Below are 24912 nucleotides of genomic sequence, written 5' to 3' on the forward strand. Positions count from 1 at the left end.
TAAATTTATCCTCAAACTTGTGGTCGATATGCCACAGCATTTGCGAAAATGTTAACAATCCATTGCGGTGCAATTTTATCAAAAAATTGTCGCAGGACGATTCCGAGCCGTTGGTTGAAAAAGGAGATAGGCATGTGTGCAAAGCTTTTGGCGATATTCGGCCTGGCCGTTTTTACTATAAATCGATTGCCCGCCCAGGAAGTTGCTTCGCCGCAGACCTATGATCGCTTGCTGGTGGAATGGTCTGCGGTTGAACCGCGTGTTGGTTTTCTCGCTGACAGAATCGATACTTTCTCACAAATGCCGTTCAATGCCACGGTAACAGTATTTGTGGCGGATGACGGCAGCGAGTTGCTGTGGGATACCTGGGGCCAGCGACAGTACGCAATATCTGATTTCTCTCATTGCTTTGACGCATTAAAGAAGCTCGCTGATCGACCTTTGGGCTTTAAGCTCTTTGCCAGATTGAATGTGCCCACCGAGCCTTTTGATTGGTTGGACGAGACTGCTTGGCAACGTACACTGGCGAATGTCAAAGTGTTTGGAGAACTGGCCAAGATGGGCCGATTCGATGGCGTAGTTTTCGACACAGAGCAATATGGATCTCAAGTCTTCAGCACGTTTGAAGCCAAAGAGCCTCTGGATCATCTATACCAAGTCATGAATGAGCGCGGGCGTGACTTGATTGGGACGCTTGAAGAATGCTTGTCTGCTCCAACAGTGCTGATCACTTTTGCATACCGTACCACGCTGGACCAAGTCGGAGATGGCCGCGAAGGCATCGATTACAGTTTGCTGGAACCGTTGTTGGATGGCATGGTGGAACACGCTCAAACGTCAACTAGGTTGATCGACGGTTGGGAGTATGCGTATGGTTATCGCGAGGAAAGTAAGTTCAAAGAGGCTGTCCAGCAGTTTTTGAGGAGTACCAGTGCGAATCCGATTCGCAGCCGAGTGGAACTGGGATTCGGAATCTGGTTGGATTTCGCTCCCGGCAAATACCCATGGAACGAAGCGAACCCTGAATCGAATTACTTTGCACCAGGCAAGTTTGCTGAGGTCGTGTCCATGGCGATGGACTATAGCGAAGGCGTTGTCTGGATCTATTCCCAACAGCCTAATTGGTGGACCGGTGCAAGTATGCCAGAGGATTACCTTACGAAGCTCCGCTTGTCGCTATTGCCAACGCCTAGTGAACCTTAATGAGTGCCTGGGGTTGGCCAAACCGATACGCCTGGTACTAAAGTGCGAATGCTCCACAGTGAACCGCCAGCCGTTACAAACAACGTCTTCCCGTCGGGGCCGCCGAAACCGCAATTGGTCGTTTCGTCACGGGGGATCGGAGCAAAATCCAGCAGCTTGCCTTCCATTGAAAATACGTAGATGCCTGCTGTCGGCGGATCTGCACTTTCGCTGGGCAAGTTCGGTTCATTGATTCCAGCGGCCACGTATAAACGATTGCCAGTGTCAAGCTTCATGCCGTCAGGTCCTCGTGTCGAACCCCAATCGTAGATCAACTGCTGCGAATTCAAATTTACATTGCCGTCGTCTTGGATCTCAAACCGATACAGCTTTCTGGATCCACCTGGCCCATTATTGTTGTCAGCAACAAACAAGTACTTGTCATCGCTAGTGACTACCAATCCGTTGGGGCGATCAACTTCGTGCGTAATCACACGCGTTACCTTTCCATTTTCATCGATGCGATAGACACCTTCGATCGGCTTGCCTGCCGCGTCACGCATCTCCATGGCGGATCGATCGCCGTAGCAGGGGTCGGTGAAATAGACGCGATTCCTGGAATCGAGTGCCAAGTCGTTAGGTTGATTGAACTTCATACCGTCAAATGTCTCGGCTAAGACCGTCGTTGAGCCATCAATTTCCATGCGCGTAACTCGGCGGCGCACGGGTTCACAAATCAAGAGTCTCCCTTGGCGATCAAACATCAGTCCATTGGAGCCCGCGTTTTCGCGGTACACGGTCAACTGGCCGCTCAAGTCGCGTCGGTTGATGTTGCCTTCGCCGCTGGTCAGCAGTCCCAGTTCTGGATGCCAAGCGGGACCTTCGCCTGCGCCATGCTCTTGCAACAAGATGGGCTCGCCGACAAAAGCCGAGGTGTTTGCAATCGTTAAAGTGGCTGTGATAGGAATATGGTCCGACAACATTTCGGTCGTGTCGTCGCGCAAGATGGTCGCCTGTGATACGTGATCAATCAAATTAGGTGAGACGAAGATATAATCCAATCGGCGATCGGTTCCGTGGTTTTCATCGCTGACAATTCTGGCCGGAAACGTACCGACAAAGGGAGCTTGAAGTGGACGCTGGCGGTCATAAGTATCGATAAACCCTTGTGCCTCAATCGCCTCCAGGCCACCGAAATCGATTCGGCCTGCGTTTAGGTTTTTGGCTTTGTCATCACGCTGATCCAGCATGGTAAAGAACTCGACCAATTCCTTGTCTTTGTCATAACGTTGGCGATCTTTGGGCGAGAAACCGTTGAAGTCACCGGCCAGAACGATTTGTGGATCCGTGTCGGGCAAAGCGGCGATATCTGCTTTCAGCAATCCAGCTTCTTCGATGCGTCGTTCAAAGTTGGAAGGATGGAAATGTACCACATAGACCCAAACGCCACGAACCCGACAACGCAACAACCCGTGGTGCATCCCGTCTCGAATCCGCTTGACATCGGTGATTGGGTAACGCGACGTAATGCCAGTTGGGAAGCCATCTTCCTTTAGCAGCACAGAGTACTTGTGCCCCCAGTCTAGTGCGTCTTGCGCTAGCTTGGTCGACGTATAGCCATTAAGCTCTTGTAACGATACGACATCAGGTTGCTGAGCGGCCATCCAAGTTAGCCAGTTGGCATGACGTGGTTCGGGCTTCTTGGTGAAACCGTACCAAACATTGTGCGAAACGATCTTCAGCGACAGCGTCTTTGCTGCTTTCGAGCCAGCAGAACTAGCAGCCTCATCTGCTATCGCATACGGAGCTTGTTGGACCAGGACTAGAATCGCAAGAGCGATTAACAAGTGGTGAATTCGATTGTTCATTAATAGCGTTTTCAAGAACTGTGGAAGCATCGTTGAGGTCTTTGGTGGGAGAGGTAACTAGGGCGGTGTGATTGGATCGCGGTTCCAGTGATACAGTTTGGTCTCAAAGGGAGCCAGTTCTTTCAATAGCAGTGTTTGGTGTTGGACAGGAACTGGCGGCAACTCTTCCGGTTCTAACGCCGAACTGATTGAGCTAACGATAGCATCATCAGGCAAGTTTACTGCCAGCCCTGTTAGCAATTCTGGCGACCCATTCAAAATCGTGAGCGTCGAGTTCCCGTCAAAGCTGCGGTACAGCGCGATAACATCTTTGGTTTCCGGAGTGACTTGGAGAAATTGAGCAACACCGCGGCGGAGGCTGGGATGGGAATGTCGCAATTGGATTAGTTTCTGATGCCAATTCCAATTCGAATCGCTGAGCGACTGTTGGCTTTGTACCACGTCCCAGTTTAATTTCTGACGATGTTTGGTATCGCCTCGTTGAGGGCCTTGGGGTTGCCCAATCTCATTTCCGTAGTAGATAAAAGGCGTGCCCGGACCAAGCAACAGCCAAGCGGTCTGAGCTCGTAGTTTTTCTGGTTGGTCTGCGAAAAGGGTACCGGGTCGGTCTGCTGCCAAATCGTGATTGCTGACGAAGTTACCAAGCGTCACGTCCTGCGGCAAAGTCGTTTGCCAATGCCAATTCTCGCGAGCTTGATAAGCGTTGAGTTTGGTGATTGCGGGGAGCAACGCGAAGTTCAACGTCATATGGAAAACGCTTTGGCTGTCATGCATCAGATACGATTTCAGTGACTCGCGATCGTCAGTCCAGTTCTCTGCAACCATTAGTTTCGGATAGCCCATCGAAGTGTAGGGTTCGATCACTTCATTTCGCCAAGCTTTGAACCACTGAATCGTTTCCGGTTGGTCTTCCTGGTCTGCTTTTGCTCCTGTGCCTTCCGTGTTTTCATACAAGTATCGAATTGCATCGATACGCATGCCGTCAAAGCCTTTGTCTAACCAGAAGCGGGCGGCTTTTGCAAGTTCCAGCCGCACGTCAGCATTACGATGGTTAACATCGGGCATTCCGCTCCAGAAAATTCCGTAGTAGTAGCTGCCATTGGCTTCATGCCAGTCGCTTTGTCGATCGAAGCCTGTCCAGCCCTGCTCGGGTCGGTTGTCCCGCCACATAAACCAATCGCGTTTGGGTGATGAGGCATTTTGCGAATCGATAAACCAAGGGTGTTTACTAGAGAGATGGTTGGGGACGAAATCAAAAATTAAACGCATGTTCCTGAGGTGAGCTTGATGGATCAGTTCCTCGATGTCGGCAAGGGTGCCAAACCTCGCGTCGACTTGGTAATGATCGGTAACGTCATAGCCATGTAGGTTGCGATTCGAACTAGCGTTCTCAAAGAAAGGAGAAAGCCAGAGAGTGTTGACGCCCAGTTGGCTTAACGCATCAAGCCCGTCAATCACTCCACGAATATCTCCAACACCGTTCCCATCGGAATCGCGGAAGGCGGCGATCCAAACGTGGTAGACGACCGCATCGTGATACCAATCATGGACGTCGCTGGCCAAGCTGAGTTGACGGTCTGGCGAAGGTAATGCAAGACCCGCGAAATGTTCCTTAGGCGATTCCGCGCAGCTTATTGAGTACGCGGAAAACAAAGTGGTCAGTGGGATGATTAGCAGCAAGTGCTTTAGATGTGCGGGCATAAAATGATTTTGCAGGAAGGTGCTTTTGGGGAGTCAGCGTGAGGAATAGTAATAAGCAGTGAGATCAGTTAAGCGATCAGTTGGTGGATGACTTGGCCGCCGAACTGGCTGAGTTGTTTAAAGCGGCCGGCATGATAAAACGTCAGGCGATTGTCGTCTAAGCCAAGTAATCGCAATAGTGTAACGTGCAAATCGCGGACATGGTGCACCTCTTCCACCGCGGTGGCTCCGGTTTCGTCGGTGGCACCGATAGTATGTCCGGCTTTGCAACCGCCACCTGCCAGCCAGACGGTCATCGCGCTGGGGTTGTGGTCTCTGCCGTAGGCGGTACCGCCGCGTACACCGTTATCCGGAGACCTTCCAAACTCACCACACCACACGACCAGCGTGCTATCCAGCAAGCCGCGTTGGTGCAGATCGGCGATAAGTGCCGCGATGGGTTGATCAACGGCGCTGACAAGATTGCTGTGGGCTCTTTCGATGTAGTCGTGACTATCCCATGAGCCATTATAAAGCTGGACAAAGCGGACTCCTTTTTCAACCAGTTTGCGTGCCAACAAGCACTTGCGGCCAAAGGCATCTGTCGTTGGTTGGTTGATGCCGTAATCATCCAAGGTGGCTTGTGTTTCGCCATCGATATTTAAGACTTCGGGCACTTCGGTCTGCATTCGATAGGCCAACTCATAGCTTTCCATTCTGGCGGCTAGTTCCTCGTGCGAGGGGTGCTGGACGGCGTGGGCAGCGTTCAGTTTTTGCAGCAAGTCCAAGTTCGCTCGTTGCCGCTGTGGGGCAACTTCAGGGGGGGGCTGCAAGTCTAAGATCGGTGAGCCCGCTGCGCGGAAAGGTGTTCCTTGAAAGAAGGCAGGGAGGTAGCCGTTGCTCCAGTTGGCGGGCCCGCCTTGGGGATAGCTAACCTCCGGCAAGACCACAAAACCTGGCAGGTCTTGGTTTGCGGAGCCTAGGCCGTAGTTGACCCAAGAGCCCAGTGCTGGATCACCGCCGAAGCGGTTGCCGCAATTCATTTGGTACATCGCTGTGGGATGATTGACCGAGTCCACTTGGCAACCGCGGTAAAAGCAAAGATGGTCAGCGACCTTGGCTAAGTTTTGCCAGTTCTCCGCCATATCCGCGCCGGATTGACCTGCTTTGATGAATTGAAAGGGGCTTTGGACGTAGTATCGTTTGCCGCTTTCCATCGCTGACTTCTGCTCGCCGCGGCGAACGAACTCTTGTAAATGCAATCGCGTTAAAGCGGGTTTGGGGTCAAACGTGTCGATGTGAGATGGCCCGCCTTCCATCATTAGGAAGATACAGTTCTTCGCTTTCGACGCAAAATGTCCTTCTTTAGGAGCAAGTGGTCCGGGCTTGGGTGGTGATGCTGCTTGCTCTTGGGCCATCAGTGCGGTGAATGCGAGGCTGCCAAGACTAGCGCCAAGGCCGTACAAGAAGTCGCGTCGGATTGAGTGAGAGTAGAGCATTTTCAACATCTTGCCTTAATAGACGTATACGAACTCATTCGAATTCAGCAGGACCAGGCAGATGTCTGCCAGCACGCGAACTTCCGCGGTTACATCGGTGGGTTGCAGGTCTGGTACGAAGTCTTTGTAGGCATGCAAACGTTCCGAAAACTCAAACTGCTGGCCCGTGTTTTCCTCCACCGCAGTTCGTAGCACCATGGTTGGGACAACTTGTGGCTTGCCAGGCGTTTGCTGGATCAGGCCCAGTTGTTCTTCCCAATGTTGAGAGCACCACTGGAACTCTTGCGAAGTGGCCGGTCTGCCAAACGCCAATTTAAAACAACGAGAGATGACGATTGATTTATCGGCAACGCCGACTTCGCTGGCCGCACGATTGGCCAGCGCGAGCGAGCGGTTTGCGCTGTTTTGACTGTTGAAAAGGCTAAAGACTTGAGGCGTGATGGTCGACACTTCGCGACGTTCGCATGAGAAGTCGCTGGATGGGGCATTGAATACATCTTGGAAGGGATCAACCAAACCACGTAGTTTAAGGGCATAGATCGAGCGACGATGGCGTTGATTGGGCAAAGGGTTAGGTACCCAAGCTTCGGCAAACGTGCCCATCACTTGTCGTGGTTGCAGAGCGGCCTCCAAATTCATTTCAGGGCGATTGGGAATACCGCCGATGTCACGGTTTAATTCGCCCGTAGCGAGCAGGGTTGCATCGCGGATTTCGTCGCTGGTCAAGCGGCGGGGAGTGAAGACGGCATAGCTAGTTCCCAAAGGATCTAGTTCCGTGAGTTGTTTGCGGTCGGGATGTAGGCTGCTGCGGCGGTACGCGTTGGACAGCATGATCGCGCGATGCAGCGACTTCAGGGACCAGTTGCTGGCTACCAAATGATGGGCCAGATAATCTAGCAGGGCAGGGTGCGTCGGCGGTTTGCCGGTCGAGCCGAAGTTGTTTGGATTGCCCGCGATCGCTTGTCCAAAGTGCCACAGCCAAATTCGGTTCGCGATCGTTCTCGTGGTCAATGGATTGTTAGCGTCAGCGATCCAGTTGGCAAGTTCAGTTCGACGGCCCGTGATTGAATCTGGAATCTTGCATTGCAGATGTTGATCCAGTGCGCTCAGAACGCCGGGTTGCACCGGAGTTGATGGTGAGAAAGGGTCACCGCCAGTGAGGATACAGACCTGCTCTAGCTCGCCTTGGGATAAGGGGTCGTTGGGCATTCGCATCGGCGAAGTGACGCTCGTTTTCTGTGGTGTTTTTCCGTTGTAGACACCTAACGCAAAAGGGCTATAGCGGTCCATGGTCCAAGCAATTCGCTCCAAGCCTTTGCGAGCCACGCGTTCTTGGCCAAATTGCTGCGGCGTAAAGCCGACGAGCTTGGGTGGCAATTGATCTTCCGCCACTCCTTTGGACATCAGTTTGCTTCTTGCTGCATTGAAGATGCCTCGCTGGTGTTCGCTGCCAACGGATGCCACAGCAGCGTCCCACTGGTCTGGCGAGATCTCGTTTTGCAGAAACCATTGTTGAGCGTTCTCCAGGAGGACATGGTCAAGTTTGGCTAGTACCGCTTCATGTTCTGACTTTTGCGACTGGAGGTATGCTTTTTCTTCAAATCCTCCCACATTCTCTTGCGGCAAGAACGCTGCGCTTCGATCGCTTAGTTGAGTCGTCGCAAAGACACTTTGAATCGCGTAATAATCCTTTGTTGGAATGGGGTCGAATTTGTGATCGTGGCAGCGAGCGCACTGTAAAGAATGAGCGAGGAACGTCTCCCCAACACTGTTGGTTACATCGTCCAGGAACCTTTGGCGAGCGACCTTTGCGACTTCCATGCTCGTGAGTTCCCATGGTCCCATACGGAGAAAGCCTGTGGCGATGATCAGTTCGGGATCCGTTGGATCGATCTCATCACCAGCGATCTGTTCGCGGATGAAGATGTCAAAGGGTTTGTTATGGTTGAATGAGCGGATGACGTAATCCCTATAGCGCCAAGCGTTGCCACGTTCGTAATCATTCGCCAGGCCTGATGAGTCCGCGTAGCGAACAACGTCCAGCCAGTGTCGAGCCATGCGTTCGCCGTAATGAGGTGAATCCAGCAAGCGTTCGACGACCGCAGCAAAGGCAAGCTCATCGTTTTGCGAGTCCGCCAAAAACGCATTAATCTCTTCCAAGGTTGGAGGCAGTCCTAGCAAATCCAATGTGGCGCGGCGAATCAGTGTTGTTCGGTCGGTCGGTGACGCAACGGTTAATCCCTTGGGCATTTGTTCTTCGATCAGCCGATCGATCGCTTGAGAAGCCGTTAGCGAACCAACGGTTGAAGGAGGGGCGACTTTTTGATAGGCCCACAATCCTTCTGGTCGATAGCGACGGTTGGTCCATGCTTGGGCAAGTCCGCCGGAGGTAGTGACGATCACGCCATCTTCACTGGACCAAGCGTCCAAGTAGGTCTGGTTGATATGGTTGGCTCGCTCTTGGTCAGGCCAGTCGGCTCCAAGCGTGATCCATTCATAGATGTAGTCCAAGTGCTGCTGAGAGACTGCCTCGCTTTCTTTGGGTGGCATTGCAGACCAGAGTTCGTGGGTGCGTTGCATGGCTAGATACAGCGGGCTGTCCTGAGGGCGTCCAGCGACGATCGCTTGCTCGCCCGAATCACCGCCAGCAATCGCAGTGGCAGCATGCTGCAAGTTCAGATTGCCTTCAATGCTATCAGGATTAGCGCCGTGGCATGAGTTGCATTTCTCGGCCAACAACGGCGCGACCCTTCGCACAAATAGCAACTCACTCTCAGTGGGCTCGCTGGCCGGAAGAGTTGCGGCGAGACATAAAACCAGGATGGTGGGGAGGAAGGTTAGGCGGGGCATAAAGCTGATTATATCAAAACGGATTGCCGGACGGGAAGCAATCGTCAAAAAGCGAGCGTGAAATCCACTGCTCAATTTGATCCGACGAATTGGTGTATATTCAATGTTCTCTCCGACCGCTCAACACCTTCATGCGAGTGAATCTATGAATAAAGAACAGGCTCAAAGCACCAGTCGTCGTCAGTTTATTGGTAAAAGCGCTGCTACGACTGCCGCCGCTATGCTAGCAGGCGGCGTGATGCGGCAAGCGAGTGGGCAAAACGCATCGACGGCACCAAGTGAACGCATCAATCTGGGAGTGATCGGAATTGGACCTCGCTGTACTTACGATTTGCAATCCATTTTGCAGTTTCCTGACGTGCGCTGCGTAGCTATCGCGGATGTGCAGGCGAGCCGGCGCGATGCGGGCAAGAAAATGGTGGATGATCACTATGGCAATAAAGACTGTAGCCTGCATATCGACTTTCGTGAGATTCTCGATCGCAAAGATATCGATGCGGTGCTGATTGCGACGGGAGACCGCTGGCATACGGAAGCGTCCGTGATGGCGGCTGAAGCAGGTAAGGATATCTACAGCGAGAAGCCCTGCGGGATTACGATTGCGGATTGCCAGCGGCTGAGTGAAACCATTGAGCGAACTGGGCGGGTGTTTCAAGCGGGGACGCAGCGGCGGTCAGTCTTGAATTTTGTGAAGGCGGTTGAGTTAGCTCAATCGGGTCGGCTTGGGAAATTACAGAAGCTGCATGCTTCGGTTTATGTGCCGACGCTCGACAATACGTGGTTGCCTGCTGAGCCGAGTCCTGCTCGCGAGGTTTGTGATTGGAACTTGTGGTTGGGGCCAGCCGCGTGGCGACCTTTCAACCAAAAGTATGTCGAAGGCCGTTGGCGAGGCCAATGGGATTTTGATTCGGGAGCTCGGCTGCTGGATTGGGGCGCGCACACGGTCGATCTCTGCCAGTGGGCCAACCAGAGCGACGATGCGATGCCTATCGAGTATGTGCCCAGTGAGAACGACATCACTTGCAAGTATGCCAACGGTGTGACCTTGATGATCGACTTTTTGTCCGAGCCGTTTGGGAATCGGGATCCGCACTACATTACCCGGTTGGGGACCTGCCCGGTGCGTTTTGTCGGCGAGGCTGGCTCGATCGAAACCGGAGACGAAGGCGAATTGGTGGCTTCGCATCCTGATCTGGCGAAAGAACTTGAGCGAACACCACGGGTGCGAGGTTTGGATGTAGCGACACATGCAAGGGATTTTTTTGATTGCATGCGGACTCGAAAGTTACCGGCAGCCAATCATCAAGTGATGCGGCGATCGCATATTGCCTGTCATGCCGCGGCGATAGCTTGGATCTTAAGGCGGCCGTTGAGGATCGATCCAAAAACCGAATTATTTGTCGACGATGTGGAGGCGAACTCGTTGCGATCGCGGCCGGCTCGCCAGTGGGCTGTGTAGAACAGTGGCGTAGATCAGTGGCAAAAAGGTGGTATTTTGCCGTTGCTTCCTTAGCCTGGACCGCTATACTCTCACCTCCATTTTTCCAGAAATATCGTGCAAAAGTAGCAGAATCATGGCAAAGCAATGCGAAGTTTGCGGCAAGGGTCCGCAAGTTGGCAATTCAATCGAAACACGTGGTAAGGCGAAGTACCTCGGTGGTGTTGGTACCAAAGTGACCGGCATCACTCGCCGCCGGTTCCTGCCTAATCTGCAAGAAATCAATGCAGAAATGCCGGATGGCGGCAGCAAGCGGATTCGCGTTTGCGTCCAATGCATCCGCAGTGGACGCGTGCGAAAAGCGGTCCGTCAGAAGCCCTTTGCGCTGCCGAAATAGTCAGCGGACTGGTCGGGTTGCAGTTGGGCAACGGATGTTTTTTGTTTTCGCCGAGCGGCCGGTAAGGGCCATTTGCCATGGGTATCCATCGAGATCAGGTAGCGAAGGTTGCGAAGCTAGCTCGTTTGTCATTTACCGACGCCGAGTTGGATGAGCTCACGCTACAGCTTGGCAATATGTTGGATTTAGCTAATCAGTTGGCTGAGGTTGATACGGCAGACGTTGAGCCTATGGTGCATGCCGTTGAGCTGACCAATGCTGTTGTTGCTGATCAGTTGGGGCAGTCGTTGCCGCGAGAGCTTGCTTTAAAGAATGCTCCCGAAGATGACGGCGAGTGCTTTCTTGTTCCGGCGGTCTTGTGATTTTAGTGCCGGACGGTACTTGCTGATGCCGCTTGCGAAAGCTGTCGTAGGGTGGGTTCCGGGTTGAATTCGACGTGGTCTGTAGGCAGGAAAGTAGCGGTTAGGGCGATGTTTTGGGGGGCTGGTGCTTCGGAAACTCGCTTTGCCCTTGCAAATTCCAGTTTTCGTCCGTAATATTTCCGTCCCGCGCAAATCTTGTATCGTTCCAAGTCGCGAAATTTAAAACTCTATCTATATAGTTGTCGCTTCCATGAAATCCGAAGGTCATCCCAAGTATTTCCAAACTCAAGTCATTTGCGGCTGTGGTAATACTTTCGTAACTGGTGGGACTCGCAAAGAGTTGAAGATCGACATTTGCAGCGAATGCCATCCGTTTTACACCGGCAAGCTGAAGTATGTTGACACTGCCGGTCGTATTGAAAAGTTCCAAAACAAATTTGCGGCTGGAACTTACGCATCTTTGCAGCCCAAGAAGGCGAAGAAGGCTGCCAAGAAATAGCTTGGTTACATCGAAAATTGGTACCGCCGTCGTGCGCCATTCGAAATGGATGGGGTTCACGGCGGTTTGCTTTTGATGGTAGAACTGTTGATTGTGATGGCTGAAGTGTCCGCGTCCTAATCAGCAATCCAGGCTTTTTCTCTCGCAAATGAAGGCTCGCAGTGCGGTATGAATATCCGCGAACAACTTGACGAATCACTCCAGAAATTTGAACAACTGGAGCAAGATATGGGCGATCCGGCGGTGCTGGCTGATTCCAGCAGGATCGCGACGGTAATGCGTGAGCATGGTGCGTTGGCCAAGCTGGCTCAGAAGTATCGCACGTACCGTAAGTTGTCCGACGACATTCGGGAACTGACAGCCATGAGCGATTCGTCAGATTCTGATGAACGTGCGATGGCCGAAGAAGAGCTAACCCGAGTTCGTGCGGAACGCGAAGTCTTGTGGAAAGAACTGCTGGACTTCACCATTGGTGGTGAAGATGCAAATCGAACGCGTTGCGTTTTCGAGATTCGTGCAGGCACGGGCGGTGAAGAAGCCGCTTTGTTCGCTCGCGACCTTTTTACCATGTACAATCACCATGCCGCCAGCAAGGGTTGGAAGGTGGAGATCATGGACAGCAGCGTCAGCGAACGCGGAGGATTCAAAGAAATCGTCATGGCCCTGGAGGGCGAAGGCGTTTACCGCGAAATGCAGTTTGAAAGCGGCGGCCACCGAGTGCAACGCGTACCGGAAACAGAAACTCAAGGTCGCGTCCATACTTCCGCTGCGACGGTCGTCGTCATGCCCGAGCCCGAGGACGTTGAGATTGATCTCAAGCCGGAGGACTATCGATTGGACAAATTCTGTGCGTCGGGCCCTGGTGGTCAGCACGTCAACAAGACGGAATCAGCAATTCGTTTGACGCACTTGGAGACCGGCATTGTGGTTCAGTGTCAGGATGAAAAGAGCCAGCACAAGAATCTTGCGCGAGCTATACGCGTTCTTAAGACTAGGCTCTACGAAGCCAAACGGGCCGAAGAAGAAAAGCGACGTTCCACCGAGCGGCTTTCGTTGGCTGGTACTGGCGATCGCAGCGCACGGATTCGAACTTATAATTTCCCTCAGAATCGGTTTACCGATCATCGGATCAATTTGACGCTGTATAAACTTGATCAAATCATGTCAGGTGATTTGGCACCAGTGACCGAAGCGTTGCTGGAGTATGAACGAGACCAGCTTCGAGGCAACATGGATGAGTGATTCGATGGCACCTGCGGAAGTTTGGAATGTGGCGAAGCTGTTGACTTGGACCACCGACTATTTAAAGAAGAATGGTTCGGAATCTCCTCGCTTGGATGCAGAAGTTCTGCTGTCGCATGCGATGGAGTGCAAGCGTATTGAATTGTACACGCGTTTCGAAGAGCAGCCTGGTGATGTCGTAAAGGCCGCTTTTCGTGAAATGGTAAAGCGTCGCGCTGAAGGCACGCCCGTCGCATACTTGGTCGGTCACAAAGAGTTCTATTCGATCTCGTTTTATGTGAATTCCGACTGCTTGATTCCCAGGCCTGAGACAGAACATTTGGTGCTTACGGCTTTAGATTTGGCCAAGCAGCGTGTGGCCGTTGAGAATCGCAAATTGCACATCGCGGATGTTTGTACGGGCAGTGGATGTATAGCGGTTGCGTTTGCCAAGCAATTTCCGCGAGCCGACTTGGTGGCCGTAGATATCGACGCCAAAGCCTTGGATGTGGCGCGTCGAAATGTCGAACGCTATGAGCTGAATGAGCGAATAGAGTTGCGGCAAGCGGATCTTTTAGATTCGTTTGCGGCAGCACCAACTTTTGATCTCATCCTTTCCAATCCACCGTACGTAAGCCAACCAGAGTATGAGCAATTGGATCGCAGTGTTCGAGAGTTTGAACCGCGGCTAGCACTGGTGGCTGGTCCGACGGGCCTGGAGGTGATCGAGCGACTTGAGCAACAAGCCTTCGAGCGACTTCACTCGGGCGGCAGTATATTGATTGAACTATCGCCGATGATTGCAGACCGAGCCGAGGGGCTGTTTTCCGACCAATCGCGTTGGCAGAAGACAAGCTTCGTGAAGGATCTTGCTAAACTTCGACGTGTGTTGGTGGCTCAGAAATTGTAGAAGTCATGCACATTTCGCTTTGCAAAGTGAATTGTTCATCGAGTCTGCTTGAGTTTCTGAAATGAATTGTTAGTTCCCTTTGTTGATAAACCTTCTGTCTGCAGCCTGTTAATTATGGTCACTATGGAAAAGCTGGTCTCGCTGTGCAAACGCCGAGGCTTTTTGTTTCAGTCAAGCGAGATTTACGGCGGCATGAACGGCTTTTGGGATTATGGCCCATTGGGAGTCGAGCTGAAGCGAAACATTAAAGACGCTTGGTGGCAAGATATGTGCTCTGGGCATAACGAAATGGTGCAGCCTGAAGGTGCACCGGCTTGTTACGAAATGGTTGGTCTGGATTGCACCATTTTGATGCATCCTCAGGTCTGGAAATGCTCTGGGCATTACGATCTGTTTCATGACTTTATGGTCGACTGCCGCGAGTCCAAGAAGCGATATCGTTTTGATCAGGTGAAAGGTCGTTGGGTTACTGCCAAGGGGCAACGGATTTTTGTAACCACGCTGGCCGACGCGGAGAATCAAGATGAAGATACACAGCGCAGGGCCTTGAAGTTCTATAATCTGCGAGCCAAGGACGTCGAGCAATTGCAGTGGGAAGGCAGCTATACGTCGTTGGACAAACTGTCGCCTAGCGACACGGTAAATATTCTTGCGCCGGATGTGAACACGCTGGGCACGTTGACCGAACCACGCGAATTTAATTTGATGTTCAAGACGTATGTCGGCGCTTTATCTGGCGAAGAAGGTGCGGCGTTCTTGCGACCAGAAACCGCGCAGGGCATCTTCGTAAACTTCAAGAATGTTTGCGATAGCACGCGTGTGGCGATTCCATTTGGTGTGGCTCAAGTGGGCAAAAGTTTTCGCAATGAGATTACTCCGCGGAATTTTACTTTTCGCTCCCGCGAGTTTGAACAAATGGAGATTGAGTTCTTCTGTCATCCCAGCCAGTCTCGCGAGTGGTATTCGTACTGGCGCAATCGCCGCATGGCTTGGTACACCGCGCTAGGGCTCTCTGGCGAGCGACTGCGATTACGTGAGCACGAGCACGATGAACTGAGTCATTATTCCTGTGGTACCGCCGATATTGAGTATGCTTTTCCGTTTCTAACCGCTGGTGAGTTTGGCGAGTTGGAAGGCATCGCGCATCGCGGTGATTTTGATCTGCGTTCGCACATGGAAGGCAAACTCGATCCAAAGACACGTCCACTTACCGTGGAGCTTGATGAGCATGGGCAGCCACGTCATCGGGGCAGCGGCAAAGATTTAAGTTATCGCGATCCGATCACCAATGAAAAATTCGTTCCCCACGTCATAGAACCTTCGGCTGGCGCGGATCGAGCGACGTTGGCTTTCTTATGCGAAGCGTATTTCGAAGACCAACAACCTGACGAAAACGGGCAAATGCAAACTCGCGTTGTGATGCGATTCCACCCACGAATCGCGCCTATCAAAGCCGCCGTGTTCCCGCTGGTGAAAAAAGATGGTATGCCCGAGGTGGCTAAGGAAATCTACGGCGGACTGAAAGCCAAGTTCAGCGCGTTCTATGATGAAAAGGGCGCGGTTGGTCGACGCTATCGACGCCAAGATGAAGCGGGCACACCTTATTGTATTACCGTCGATGGTCAGACCATGATCGATGGGACCGTGACCATTCGCGATCGAGACTCATTAGAGCAATGGCGTGTTCACAAAGATGATGTGGTCGCGGAAATTGAGAAACGCGTAAGCTAATCGTTTTCACTTGTTGGTTCGATCGTCGATGTAGCGAAAGGGTATCACGCATGAAGTCGCCAGTGGGTTGGGTGGGATTGGCTGTACTCCTGTTGGGCGGACCGTGGTTGGTCAGCGAACTGAGATCGCAACAGCCCGGCGGGTATCAGCCGCCTGTGCCAGCGGCCGTGAGTGGCGGGGTGTCGGCTAGTAGCGCTGCGGCGGGTAATTTGATAGCAAGTGTCCAATCGCTGCCCGGAGGTCGTACACAAGTGATTGTGCTGGATGCTTCGATGCGGACTATGGCCACGTATATGGTAGCGGCCGAAACAGGCGGGATTGAATTGAAAAGCGTCCGGAACATCGAGGCGGACCTGCGGTTAAAGGACTTTAACGGGACTAAGCCGACGCCGGATGAAGTTCGAGCGGTCGTGCAACCGTAATGAGGGTTTGGACGGCAGCCAACCTGGACGGATTGTTTCCTGCGACGTCAGCCGCAGTGTAGGCCGAAAAGGTCGACGGCACTGGCTGACACGGTAGACTGAGCTGCATCTATTGAGTAAAGTAGCAGTGGCTGTTGGTAGCACGCTGCACAGATGTGGCGATCCGCCAGTGGCCGGAATGGAACGGTTCGCTCCCACCTATTTGGCCTGCCCTTGGGATAGGCTTCTTCTGATACTTAATTTGACGGTGACTTGACGAGGAATAAATGAAAATGCGTTTAATGAGTTTAATGGCAGTCGTGAGTTTAGCGCTTTTCGGCTCTGGTTTTTCTGCTAACGCCGCGGATACGGCCGATCTGAAAGTCACCTTTGTGTATGACTCGGACAAGATGCCAGAGAACAAGGAGATTGCGATGGGCAAAGATCCTTGGTGCGATGATGCGAACAAGGCCATCAATGCCAAGGAAGACAAAGTAATTGTCAATCCTTCGACGAAAGGCATCAAGAACGTGGTCATCTATCCAGATGCCCGTAAAAGCAATCTGAGTGTTGGCGATGTGCCTGCCGAAATGATGACTGCGGCGAAAGAGAGTTCCGTGTTGGACAACGTCAATTGCGTGTTCGAGCCGCATATCTTCACCGCAGTCGCTGGCGGGTCGGTGACCGTAAAAAACTCGGACCACACTGGACACAATGCGTCTTTCAGCTTCTTCGAGAATGATGCGGCTAATCAGATCATACCTCAAGGTGGTTCGGTCAAGTTCGATGTGAAGAAGGTGGAGCGAGCGCCGATCCCTGTTGAATGCAACATCCATCCTTGGATGCGAGCGTATGTTATTGTGAGTGAAACGCCTTATGTTGGGATTAGCGATGACAACGGAGAGCTTTTGATCAAAGGCTTGCCCGTTGGTAAAGAGCTTACGCTGAAGATTTGGCATGAGAATTCCGATGGCGCAATCGCCAAGGTGAATTTGGATGGCAAGGACACCGAATGGAAGAAAGGCGTAATTGAGATCACTTTGAAGGCTGGTCTGAATGATTTGGGGGTATGTAAGCTGACTCCCAAGCACTTCAAGCAATAAAGTTGCGACAGAGAGTTTTTAGTTCTCTGCGACTAAGTAATAAGACCCGTGCCAGATTGGTGCGGGTTTTTTTGTGGACCGAGGTAGCTCCACGGGTACACTGCTATGTGGAGAGGTGATGGCCTTTCATGGTATTTAAAATAGTATTCGTTCACACCGCGTCGATCAGCCGCAGGGCATCAGCCCCGGTTTTTGTGGTCTCCTGCTCGGTCTAGCATTAATGTCTCAATTCCAGTTTCTCATCATCGACGGCTACAACGTTTTGTTCCAAACGCCGTTGATGGTCGCAGGAAAAGGGGCTCGGCACTACGAACTAAGTCGGCAACGTTTGGTTGCGTTCGTGCAGTGGACGGTCGATGCGAGTTTGCTGAAAGACGCCACGATAGTTTTTGATTCGAAGCAAACGCGGACTGTGGAACCATTGATTCAAGAACACGCGTCGGGTATGCGGATTGTATTTGCATCGAACTACGAAGAGGCCGATCAGTACATCGAAGATTGGATTATCCAGCACCCGCGGCCCAAAAGTGTCTTGGTGGTCTCCAGCGATGGAAAAATCAAGTCGACAGCGCGATCGTATGCGGCGAAGACGATGGAGTCCAAGGACTGGTTCTTTCAGAGTTTGGCTCGAATTCCCATCGCCCAGCAAGCGTGGATCCAGGCAGGGAAGTTGCCAGAATCTGGACCGGATTCCAAGCCCAGCTTGAAACCGGCGGTTGAGTTGCAGCGACCTCCAGGGGATCCGCAGCATCAAAGTCGGGCGAGAAGGAATCTAACGGCAGAAGACTTGGCCGGTTTTCACGATTTTGATTATGACGAGTAGGCAGACGGCAGGACTCGATAGATACTAGAGCACTTGGTCCATGCAGTTTGTGGACTTCAGAATTCGTGCGGACACTTATTTCCCGGTCATTGCTTAGGGCATTCAGCAAGAGCATAGAAGCGTAACGAGGCAGGCATGGTGTGGATACTGGCGGCGGCGGTGCTGCTGCCGTCGATGGCAGTGAGCCTCGTATGTGTGGCGGTTGTAAAGCGAGCGGCCAGTCGTATGGGTCTGTTAGACAAGCCCAACGCGAGAAAAGTGCACACCTCGCCTGTTCCGCTGGGTGGCGGTTTGGGCGTCTGGTGCGGTTTGATAGGCACGTTTGCGATGGGAACAGGCGTCGCATTTTTGGCGACCCCGGACTTGCTGACCTACTTCGGTCTGGGGAGATTCATTGAACATTTGCCGGGGTTGCAAGAGAAGGCCACTGAGATTTGGGCGCTGCTTGGATGCGGAACAATATTAATGCTTTTGGGGCTCATGGATGATCGTCATGGCTTGGCATGGCAGTTAAGGCTGGGAGTTGAGTTTGCGGTAGCGGCGGTCGTAGTGTTTGTTTTGGATGTTCGCTTTACGGCCTTTATCGACAGCAACTTGATTACCGGCTTGGCCAGCATGATTTGGATCGTCGCGTTGATCAACTCTTTCAATATGCTGGACAACATGGACGGTCTGAGTGGTGGCGTGGCTGCGATCATTTGCGGCGTACTGGCGGTGATGCTGCTCGCCAGTCCACATGTAAATGGTTTCCGCCCGCAATTGTTTGTCGCCTGCATGTTACTTGCTTTGCTAGGTGCCCTGTTAGGTTTCTTATGGCACAACTGGCCGCCTGCGACCATCTTCATGGGAGACGCTGGAAGCTATCTGGTTGGATTCTGGATCGCGGTCGCGACACTTTTGACAACCTACACGGGGTATCGATCGGTCACGCCTCATGCGGTCATCGCTCCTTTATGCGCGTTAGCTATACCGTTGTATGACACGCTGAGTGTGATTTGGATTCGGGTGCGTGAAGGCCGCAGTCCCTTTCAGGCTGATAAGCGACATTTTTCGCATCGTTTGGTTGAACTTGGGCTATCGAAAAAGCAAGCGGTGGTCACGATCTATTTGGCGACCTTAACGACCTCTTTGGGAGCATTGCTGCTTCAGCGAACGGACATAGTTGGAGCCGGCGTAGTCGTCGCGATTGTCTTGTGCACGTGTAGTTTGATGGGCATGCTGGAGGTCCTTGCCTTGAGAGGAAGAAGCAAAGACAAGTGAAGACATTGCTGTTTCAACTGGCGCTGGTGGCTGCGATGGGTGCCATTTTATTTGGTTTTGCTCATCCAGCTTCCGCCAATGAAGTCGCTTCTGGCGAGGCACTTTTTTCCTGTCTCCTATGGATAGTCGCTGCAGTGCTGGCGTCGTTGCCTGGCATGACTGGAACAAAAGAACCAGACGATGCACCCAAGCGATTATCGTCTTGGGTTCGAATGATCGCAGTGATTTTGGCGATTTGTTGGGGATGCGTGTTGGCTGCAACCTTGGTGATGGGGGGGCAAGCGAATTATCGGCATGCGTTGAATACCGCTTGGCAATGGGTGGCAAGTGGTTTCGCGGTTGCCAGCATTTGGTTGTTGCTTGAGCACAGCGGCCGGAATTGGCGATGGTTCAGCGACCGGTTGGTGATTTTGCTATTGGCGATTGTTTGGACTTTAGCGATGCACGGCGTGTATCAAAAACTGGTGGAGATACCCGCGGATTTAGCTCGCTACGAAGCCAACCCAGCAGCAGTGTTGCGTGAGGTAGGGATCGACGAATCGTCGGGGCCTGGCATGGCCATGTTGTATAAAAGTCGTTTGTACGACGCCGCTCCCACGGCCACTTATTCGCTGACCAACTCGTTAGCAATTGTGCTGGCGGCAGGTTTGGTGTTGCTGCTTGGGTTGCTGCCTGCTTACTGGCGAACATCCAAGCAGGCGGGGGGAATGTTGGCGATTGCCGTGGGCCTGCCGATGGTCATGTGTTTGTTGTGGACCAAAAGTCGAACGGCTTGGCTGGCCGCGTTGCTGGGAATCCTGTGGTTGGTCATCACCCAGCCAGCTTGGAAGTCAGCTTTCCAGATGCATTATCGCCGCAACATTGGGTTTAGTATTCTTGGCGGCGTTATCGCACTGACGGGCATCTATTTCTGGGACGCGTCCATATTGCGAGATGCGCTGGATTCGCTGCTGTATCGCACATCGTATTGGCAGGCAACAGCCGCAATCGTGCGTGACCATTGGTGGCTGGGAGTAGGTGGCGGTAATTTCCAAGACTACTATGCCCAGTACAAGTCGCCGCTTTCGGCGGAGACGGTGAGCGACCCTCATAACTTTGTGTTTGAGACGGCTGCCACTGGGGGCCTGCTGGCGGGGCTAAGTTTGTTGGTCGCGATCGTTGGATTACTTGGCTGGTTTGTTTGGCGGTCGTTTGGATCAGTTGATTCAGCAGTCGAGATTTCGAGCGACCCACTTGATGAAGAGTTTGCTGCGGGTCAGCAAGCAGTCATTGCCAAAGGCATGTTGCTGGGCAGTGCGTTTGGAATCGTTTTACCATGGGCTGCAGTAGCGGTGATGTCGCTTTACCCTGATCCTACTTCGTACGTGTTCAGCATACCGATGGCTTGCGCGGTGTTGTTTTATCTGCGAAGGCAGTTTGATGTCCTGCCCGAAATTGGGTTCAATCCGTTAGTAGCGGCCGCGATTACGACTACTGTTTGTTTATCGTTTGCGGGCGGTTGGATGACTCCGGGCGTCAGTAACTATTTTTGTATCCTCTGGGCGATGTTGATGTATGCGGCCGTGCAGGTTTCAGGGGAGGGGCCACATCGCGTTGGTGAGTTGCGATCCAAGAGGCTGTCCGCGATAGTGTTCGCGTGTGGGCTGCTGGCGCTGGCGACTTTTTTGTGGAGCAGTTGGTATCCGGTTCGTAATGCCGCTGCGGCCGTGGCGGAATTGCGGGGGGCCAAGCAGATGCCGTCGGCGTCCCAGTTGCAACAGTTCGTCCAGGCCGATTCGGTTGATCCTACGTTGTGGCGATACGCAGCCGAGGTGGAGTGTCAGCGTGGTTTGAGTGTGCTGCGCAATAGCCGAGCGATCATGCCGCGCGAGTCAGAGTTTTTTGAAAACTTCCACCGCTTCAGCGATGGCTTTGTTCAGCGTGATCGTCAAAGCTGGGCCGCTTGGCTGCAGCGCGGGCATTGGTATTTCGAGTTTGCTGCGTTGGATGCAGCTCAGTGGTTGACAGTCGCGGCAGCGGATTATGCGCATGCGGCCCAGTTGTATCCCAGTGACGTTAAAGTGTTGCTACAAGCGGCTTTGGGGCACTTTCTGCAGGGCGAGTATGCGCAGGCAGAGTTGCTCTTGGCTCAAGCGGAACGCATCGACCGAGAAATTCCACATTTTGATCGTCGTATTTTTGCCGGGTCCGTGTATTGGCCAGAGGCTTTTGGGCGATCGCTGCAGGCTGCGGTACAGGCCGGGGAAGAAGTGAACCCAGCCGATCGCCAACGCAATGCGGCCAATTGGGAATTGTGGACCAAGGGCCGTCAACGGATTGCTCAAGACCCAGCGCGAGTCCAGGCTGAACCGCTGGCTAAAACCATGCGTATTTTACTGAATTCGATGCCGCAGGAGAGGTCGCCGGGCTCATAGAGCCGCTGCAATTATCGGGGCGTTTCGATGGATTCCCTTGCAGAATCCGCCATGCCTGCTTCGAACCGATCAGATAAGACGCTTCTGTCAGGTGCTGATTGCAGCTAGAATGCGGGCATCTTTCTTTCGAAGGTTCAGTTTTACGGTGAAGTAATGCGATTGATTGTTTTGTTGGTCGTCGGCAGCTTGTTGGGCAGCCTTGGTGGTGTTTGGCAAGCGAAAGCGTTCGTTTCTCAGAACAAGATCCAGATTGGTCAGCAACTGGACGAAGCCCAGCGCCTGGCGATTGTGAATTCCGATACGCAGGCGGAAAAAATCAACGAGTCGGGCATGGTCACTTCCAGCGTGTTGCCGCGAGTTGAAGTCATCGGCGGTACCGACTTCGATTTTGGGACGATGAAGCGAGGCACCAAACGGTCGCACCAGTTTGTCTTCAAAAATACGGGCGAAGCTCCCTTGAAGCTGTGGGTTGAAAACAGCACCTGCAAGTGTACGGTCGGCTCGGTCACGGAAAACTACATCCAGCCTGGAGAGGAAACGCCAGTAAAGCTTGAATGGAAAGCCGAAGGCATACAGGCGGATTTTGCTCAAACGGCCACCATCGGGACCACCGACCCACGGATGCGAGAGATCAAGCTCACAATTACGGGCCGAATCGGCGACAATTACTTGCTATCTCCCGATTTCTTAAGCTTGGATGAATTTTCTTCCCGGGACACCGTTGTCAAAAAATTCAAACTCTACGCGATGGAAGATACCCCGTTGCAATGCAGTGGGTATTGGGGTGACTTGGACTTGATGGAGATCGTCAAGGTGACTCGCGAAATCCAGCGACTGGAACCTGGCGCTGATCCCCAGTACGCGGACGCTCGCTGGCTGGCCGAATTCACGGTTACCTTTAATCCTGGCATGCCTGCTGGTCCCATCAACGGGCAGGTTCGCTTAAGTGTTGGTCCGGATGAGATTCCTATGTCGGTGCCGACAACCGGTAAAGTCGTCTCTGACCTTCGCATTATTGCCTCCACGAACTACGACGAAGCCAGAAACTACTTGGACTTGGGCGATTTCAATGGCGCTGAAGGCGGTGAGTCGACTAGCTTTTTTGTGGCAGCCCTTAGCGATCGGCAGGACTTAACGCTTGAAGTTGGACAAATCTTGCCAGATTCGATTGCAAACCAAGTGCAGTTTGAAATCGGCGAGCCGATTAGAAGCGAACGGAAAACGCTGTTCCCCGTCAAACTGGTGATTCCGCCGGGGACTGGTTCGATTGATAGGGGTGGCACCAATCCAAAAAACTTCGCGATGGTGACGTTTAAGGCAAATATCGAAAACTCTGGCGAAATCCAGTTGTTCCTTCGGTTCCGTGTCAAGTAAAACATGCGGCTGGGAAAGTGCAACGACCTTGCTGAGAGATGACAATGAATAGCAAGCAAAACAAGTATCAAGATGATCAACCTGCGGTCCGCCGTCGAGCTGCTAGGGCGTGGCCGTCGAAGTACCGAGGGCGGTTGGCCGTTTCATGCCTGCTGGGGCTGGTAGGACTCATGGTTGCGAGTTGGGCGGTGATGGCACAGGAGCCACGCTTTCGACTGCGAAATGTCCCTCAGCGGCTATTGAATCGAATTCAGCCCAAAGAGGAGGCTCCGCAAGCGGCCAAAACGCCCGGTGCGCCTGCTCTAGAGGATGTCGAAAAGAAGCTGGATTTGATGGAATCAGAATCAGCCTCGGAGCCATCGTCGGCGGCTGGTCCTTCGGTGGACACGCAAAACGCAGACAATTTGGCGGTGGTTTCTTTGGTCCCTACCAGTAGTTTGACCGCCGCGCCAGACGATGACAATCAGCGGCCGCTGGTCGTTGCGACGGAAGCAGAGAAAAACCAAGAGATTGCCAAGGATTGGCCGGAGCCTTGGGCTTGTTTCTTCATCACAGGTCGTCAACACGGATACGTCGAGCCTTGTGGATGCACTGGCCTGGCGAATCAAAAAGGAGGGCTGCTGCGACGTGATACTTTGCTGACGCAGATTCAGCAGCGAGGTTGGCCAATGGTTCCCATTGATGCAGGAGATCAAGTGCGTCGTACGGGCCGGCAAGCGGAACTGAAATTCGCCCACACCTCGGAAGCTCTCAAGCAGATGAATTACGCGGCGGTTGGCTTCGGGCATGAAGAATTGAAGCTGTCGTCGACCGATTTGTTTTATCAACTGACCAGCAGCAATGGCAAACGGCTATCGCAGTTTGTTTCCGCAAACGTAGCGGTTCTTACGCCGGATGCTCCAGAGCGAATGAAGGTTATTGAGTTGCCCAATGGTCGCAGGATCGGCATCACCGCGGTGCTTGGCGACGATTATCGTGGGGAAGTACCCGTGGGTGATGTGAAGACTCAAGAAGCAGTCGCGGCGCTCAAACCGATCGCGGCACAGTTGGAATCGCAGAAGTGTGATTACTTGGTGTTGTTGGTGAACGGTTCGCTGAATGAGACGCGACGTATCGCTCAAGCAGTTCCCAGTTTTGACTTAGTTGTGACCGCTGGTGGGCACGGCGAGCCGCTCTATAAACCAGAACCGATTGCCGGGACGGATTCGATCATGATCCAAGTCGGTGTGAAAGGTATGTACGTTGGGTTGCTTGCACTTTATGACGATGCAAAACAGCCTTTCCGTTATCAACGAATCGCTTTGAGTAGTCAGTTTGATGATTCGGAAAGGATGACGGAATTGTTTCGCAAATACCAAGAGGAACTCAAGAAGCTTGGCTTTGCCAATTTGGGGCTCAAGGCCTTATCACATCCTAGCACTCGAGAATATGTTGGCACTGAGACGTGCGCAGAGTGCCATACAACGGCCTATAACATTTGGAAGGATACCCCCCATGCGCATGCAACCGAATCCATCGTCCATCCTCCAGAACGCGGGGATATTGCGAGGCATTTTGACCCTGAGTGTATCTCTTGCCACGTAACTGGTTGGAATGCTCAAGAGTATCGTCCTTACCGAACAGGTTACGTCTCGTTGGAAGCAACTGCCCACTTAACGGCCAATGGTTGTGAGAATTGCCATGGTCCAGGATCCGAGCATGTCGCTTTTGAGCAAGGCAATATTGCTGGAGGTGACGATCTGCGAGCCAAGCTAATTGAGGAAATGCGACTGCCTTTGGATCGTGCTCGTGATAAATGTTTGGAGTGCCACGACCTGGATAATAGTCCTGGTTTCCACGAGGATGGAGCCTTTGAAACATATTGGCAGGAAGTTGCCCACTACGGCAAAGATTAAAACGG

At 52.7% G+C, this 24912-nt stretch carries 19 protein-coding genes; 15 read left to right on the forward strand and 4 right to left on the reverse strand.

Going from position 1 to position 24912, the window contains the following annotated elements:
* Positions 1–132 precede the first annotated feature (132 nt).
* The gene (locus tag SH302x_RS01850) at positions 133–1203 is read left to right on the forward strand and encodes a hypothetical protein (protein WP_479366876.1); all 1071 of its coding nucleotides are present in this window, start codon (positions 133–135) and stop codon (positions 1201–1203) included.
* Here the strand turns inward: SH302x_RS01850 and SH302x_RS01855 are convergent.
* The 4 genes from SH302x_RS01855 to SH302x_RS01870 form a co-directional block, all read right to left on the reverse strand.
* On the reverse strand, positions 1200–3050 hold the full coding sequence (locus SH302x_RS01855) for an SMP-30/gluconolactonase/LRE family protein (protein ID WP_479366877.1): 1851 nt from the start codon (positions 3048–3050) through the stop codon (positions 1200–1202). The two genes, SH302x_RS01850 and SH302x_RS01855, sit on opposite strands and share 4 nt — an antisense overlap.
* A 57-nt stretch (positions 3051–3107) precedes the next feature.
* The gene (locus SH302x_RS01860; protein WP_479366878.1) at positions 3108–4751 is read right to left on the reverse strand and encodes an alpha-amylase family glycosyl hydrolase; all 1644 of its coding nucleotides are present in this window, start codon (positions 4749–4751) and stop codon (positions 3108–3110) included.
* 68 nt (positions 4752–4819) lie between these two features.
* Complete coding sequence (locus SH302x_RS01865; RefSeq protein WP_479366879.1) at positions 4820–6229, reverse strand: DUF1501 domain-containing protein; 1410 nt, start codon at positions 6227–6229, stop codon at positions 4820–4822.
* A gap of 15 nt (positions 6230–6244) precedes the next feature.
* A complete protein-coding gene (locus tag SH302x_RS01870; RefSeq protein ID WP_479366881.1) occupies positions 6245–9079 on the reverse strand; it encodes a PSD1 and planctomycete cytochrome C domain-containing protein in 2835 nt (944 codons plus the stop codon).
* 145 nt (positions 9080–9224) lie between these two features.
* Here SH302x_RS01870 and SH302x_RS01875 point away from each other — a divergent pair, with 145 nt between their 5' ends.
* The 14 genes from SH302x_RS01875 to SH302x_RS01940 all read left to right on the forward strand — a co-directional run bounded on the left by SH302x_RS01875 (position 9225) and on the right by SH302x_RS01940 (position 24907).
* Positions 9225–10538, forward strand: coding sequence for a Gfo/Idh/MocA family protein (locus SH302x_RS01875; RefSeq protein WP_479366883.1), 1314 nt, complete (start codon positions 9225–9227; stop codon positions 10536–10538).
* 115 nt (positions 10539–10653) lie between these two features.
* Entirely contained in the window at positions 10654–10914 is a 261-nt protein-coding gene (gene rpmB, locus SH302x_RS01880; RefSeq protein ID WP_479366885.1) for a 50S ribosomal protein L28, read from the forward strand.
* Between the two features lie 77 nt (positions 10915–10991).
* Positions 10992–11276, forward strand: coding sequence for an Asp-tRNA(Asn)/Glu-tRNA(Gln) amidotransferase subunit GatC (gene gatC / locus SH302x_RS01885; RefSeq protein WP_479366887.1), 285 nt, complete (start codon positions 10992–10994; stop codon positions 11274–11276).
* Positions 11277–11526: 250 nt separating this feature from the next.
* Entirely contained in the window at positions 11527–11775 is a 249-nt protein-coding gene (gene rpmE, locus SH302x_RS01890) for a 50S ribosomal protein L31 (RefSeq protein WP_479366889.1), read from the forward strand.
* 168 nt (positions 11776–11943) lie between these two features.
* Positions 11944–13017 carry a peptide chain release factor 1 gene (gene prfA, locus SH302x_RS01895; RefSeq protein ID WP_479366890.1) on the forward strand — a complete coding sequence of 358 codons (1074 nt, stop codon included), beginning with the start codon at positions 11944–11946 and terminating at the stop codon, positions 13015–13017.
* A gap of 4 nt (positions 13018–13021) precedes the next feature.
* Entirely contained in the window at positions 13022–13906 is an 885-nt protein-coding gene (gene prmC, locus SH302x_RS01900; protein WP_479366892.1) for a peptide chain release factor N(5)-glutamine methyltransferase, read from the forward strand.
* Between the two features lie 123 nt (positions 13907–14029).
* On the forward strand, positions 14030–15637 hold the full coding sequence (locus SH302x_RS01905; protein ID WP_479369231.1) for a glycine--tRNA ligase: 1608 nt from the start codon (positions 14030–14032) through the stop codon (positions 15635–15637).
* 50 nt (positions 15638–15687) lie between these two features.
* Positions 15688–16059, forward strand: a complete 372-nt coding sequence (locus SH302x_RS01910) for a hypothetical protein (protein ID WP_479366894.1) — start codon at positions 15688–15690, stop codon at positions 16057–16059.
* Between the two features lie 266 nt (positions 16060–16325).
* The gene (locus SH302x_RS01915; RefSeq protein ID WP_479366895.1) at positions 16326–17141 is read left to right on the forward strand and encodes a cupredoxin domain-containing protein; all 816 of its coding nucleotides are present in this window, start codon (positions 16326–16328) and stop codon (positions 17139–17141) included.
* 220 nt (positions 17142–17361) lie between these two features.
* A complete protein-coding gene (locus SH302x_RS01920) occupies positions 17362–17964 on the forward strand; it encodes an NYN domain-containing protein (protein ID WP_479366897.1) in 603 nt (200 codons plus the stop codon).
* Positions 17965–18099: 135 nt separating this feature from the next.
* Entirely contained in the window at positions 18100–19224 is a 1125-nt protein-coding gene (locus SH302x_RS01925; protein WP_479366898.1) for an MraY family glycosyltransferase, read from the forward strand.
* Positions 19221–21638 (forward strand): O-antigen ligase family protein, encoded by a 2418-nt coding sequence (locus SH302x_RS01930; RefSeq protein WP_479366900.1) that lies wholly within the window; start codon positions 19221–19223, stop codon positions 21636–21638. Before SH302x_RS01925 ends, SH302x_RS01930 begins: the two co-directional genes overlap by 4 nt.
* A 153-nt stretch (positions 21639–21791) precedes the next feature.
* Positions 21792–23012, forward strand: a complete 1221-nt coding sequence (locus SH302x_RS01935; protein WP_479366901.1) for a DUF1573 domain-containing protein — start codon at positions 21792–21794, stop codon at positions 23010–23012.
* 44 nt (positions 23013–23056) lie between these two features.
* On the forward strand, positions 23057–24907 hold the full coding sequence (locus tag SH302x_RS01940; protein WP_479366903.1) for a multiheme c-type cytochrome: 1851 nt from the start codon (positions 23057–23059) through the stop codon (positions 24905–24907).
* Positions 24908–24912 lie beyond the last annotated feature (5 nt).

The organism is Njordella calcicola (genome assembly GCF_056494125.1).

Coding starts and splice junctions, on each gene's coding strand:
- SH302x_RS01865 (WP_479366879.1), bottom strand. CDS start 6,229: ATGCTCTACTCTCACTCAATCCGACGCGACTTCTTGTACGGCCTTGGC.
- SH302x_RS01940 (WP_479366903.1), top strand. CDS start 23,057: ATGAATAGCAAGCAAAACAAGTATCAAGATGATCAACCTGCGGTCCGC.
- SH302x_RS01920 (WP_479366897.1), top strand. CDS start 17,362: ATGTCTCAATTCCAGTTTCTCATCATCGACGGCTACAACGTTTTGTTC.
- SH302x_RS01925 (WP_479366898.1), top strand. CDS start 18,100: ATGGTGTGGATACTGGCGGCGGCGGTGCTGCTGCCGTCGATGGCAGTG.
- SH302x_RS01875 (WP_479366883.1), top strand. CDS start 9,225: ATGAATAAAGAACAGGCTCAAAGCACCAGTCGTCGTCAGTTTATTGGT.
- SH302x_RS01860 (WP_479366878.1), bottom strand. CDS start 4,751: ATGCCCGCACATCTAAAGCACTTGCTGCTAATCATCCCACTGACCACT.
- prfA (WP_479366890.1), top strand. CDS start 11,944: ATGAATATCCGCGAACAACTTGACGAATCACTCCAGAAATTTGAACAA.
- rpmE (WP_479366889.1), top strand. CDS start 11,527: ATGAAATCCGAAGGTCATCCCAAGTATTTCCAAACTCAAGTCATTTGC.
- SH302x_RS01850 (WP_479366876.1), top strand. CDS start 133: ATGTGTGCAAAGCTTTTGGCGATATTCGGCCTGGCCGTTTTTACTATA.
- SH302x_RS01855 (WP_479366877.1), bottom strand. CDS start 3,050: ATGAACAATCGAATTCACCACTTGTTAATCGCTCTTGCGATTCTAGTC.
- SH302x_RS01910 (WP_479366894.1), top strand. CDS start 15,688: ATGAAGTCGCCAGTGGGTTGGGTGGGATTGGCTGTACTCCTGTTGGGC.
- rpmB (WP_479366885.1), top strand. CDS start 10,654: ATGGCAAAGCAATGCGAAGTTTGCGGCAAGGGTCCGCAAGTTGGCAAT.
- SH302x_RS01935 (WP_479366901.1), top strand. CDS start 21,792: ATGCGATTGATTGTTTTGTTGGTCGTCGGCAGCTTGTTGGGCAGCCTT.
- SH302x_RS01915 (WP_479366895.1), top strand. CDS start 16,326: ATGAAAATGCGTTTAATGAGTTTAATGGCAGTCGTGAGTTTAGCGCTT.
- SH302x_RS01905 (WP_479369231.1), top strand. CDS start 14,030: ATGGAAAAGCTGGTCTCGCTGTGCAAACGCCGAGGCTTTTTGTTTCAG.
- gatC (WP_479366887.1), top strand. CDS start 10,992: ATGGGTATCCATCGAGATCAGGTAGCGAAGGTTGCGAAGCTAGCTCGT.
- prmC (WP_479366892.1), top strand. CDS start 13,022: ATGGCACCTGCGGAAGTTTGGAATGTGGCGAAGCTGTTGACTTGGACC.
- SH302x_RS01870 (WP_479366881.1), bottom strand. CDS start 9,079: ATGCCCCGCCTAACCTTCCTCCCCACCATCCTGGTTTTATGTCTCGCC.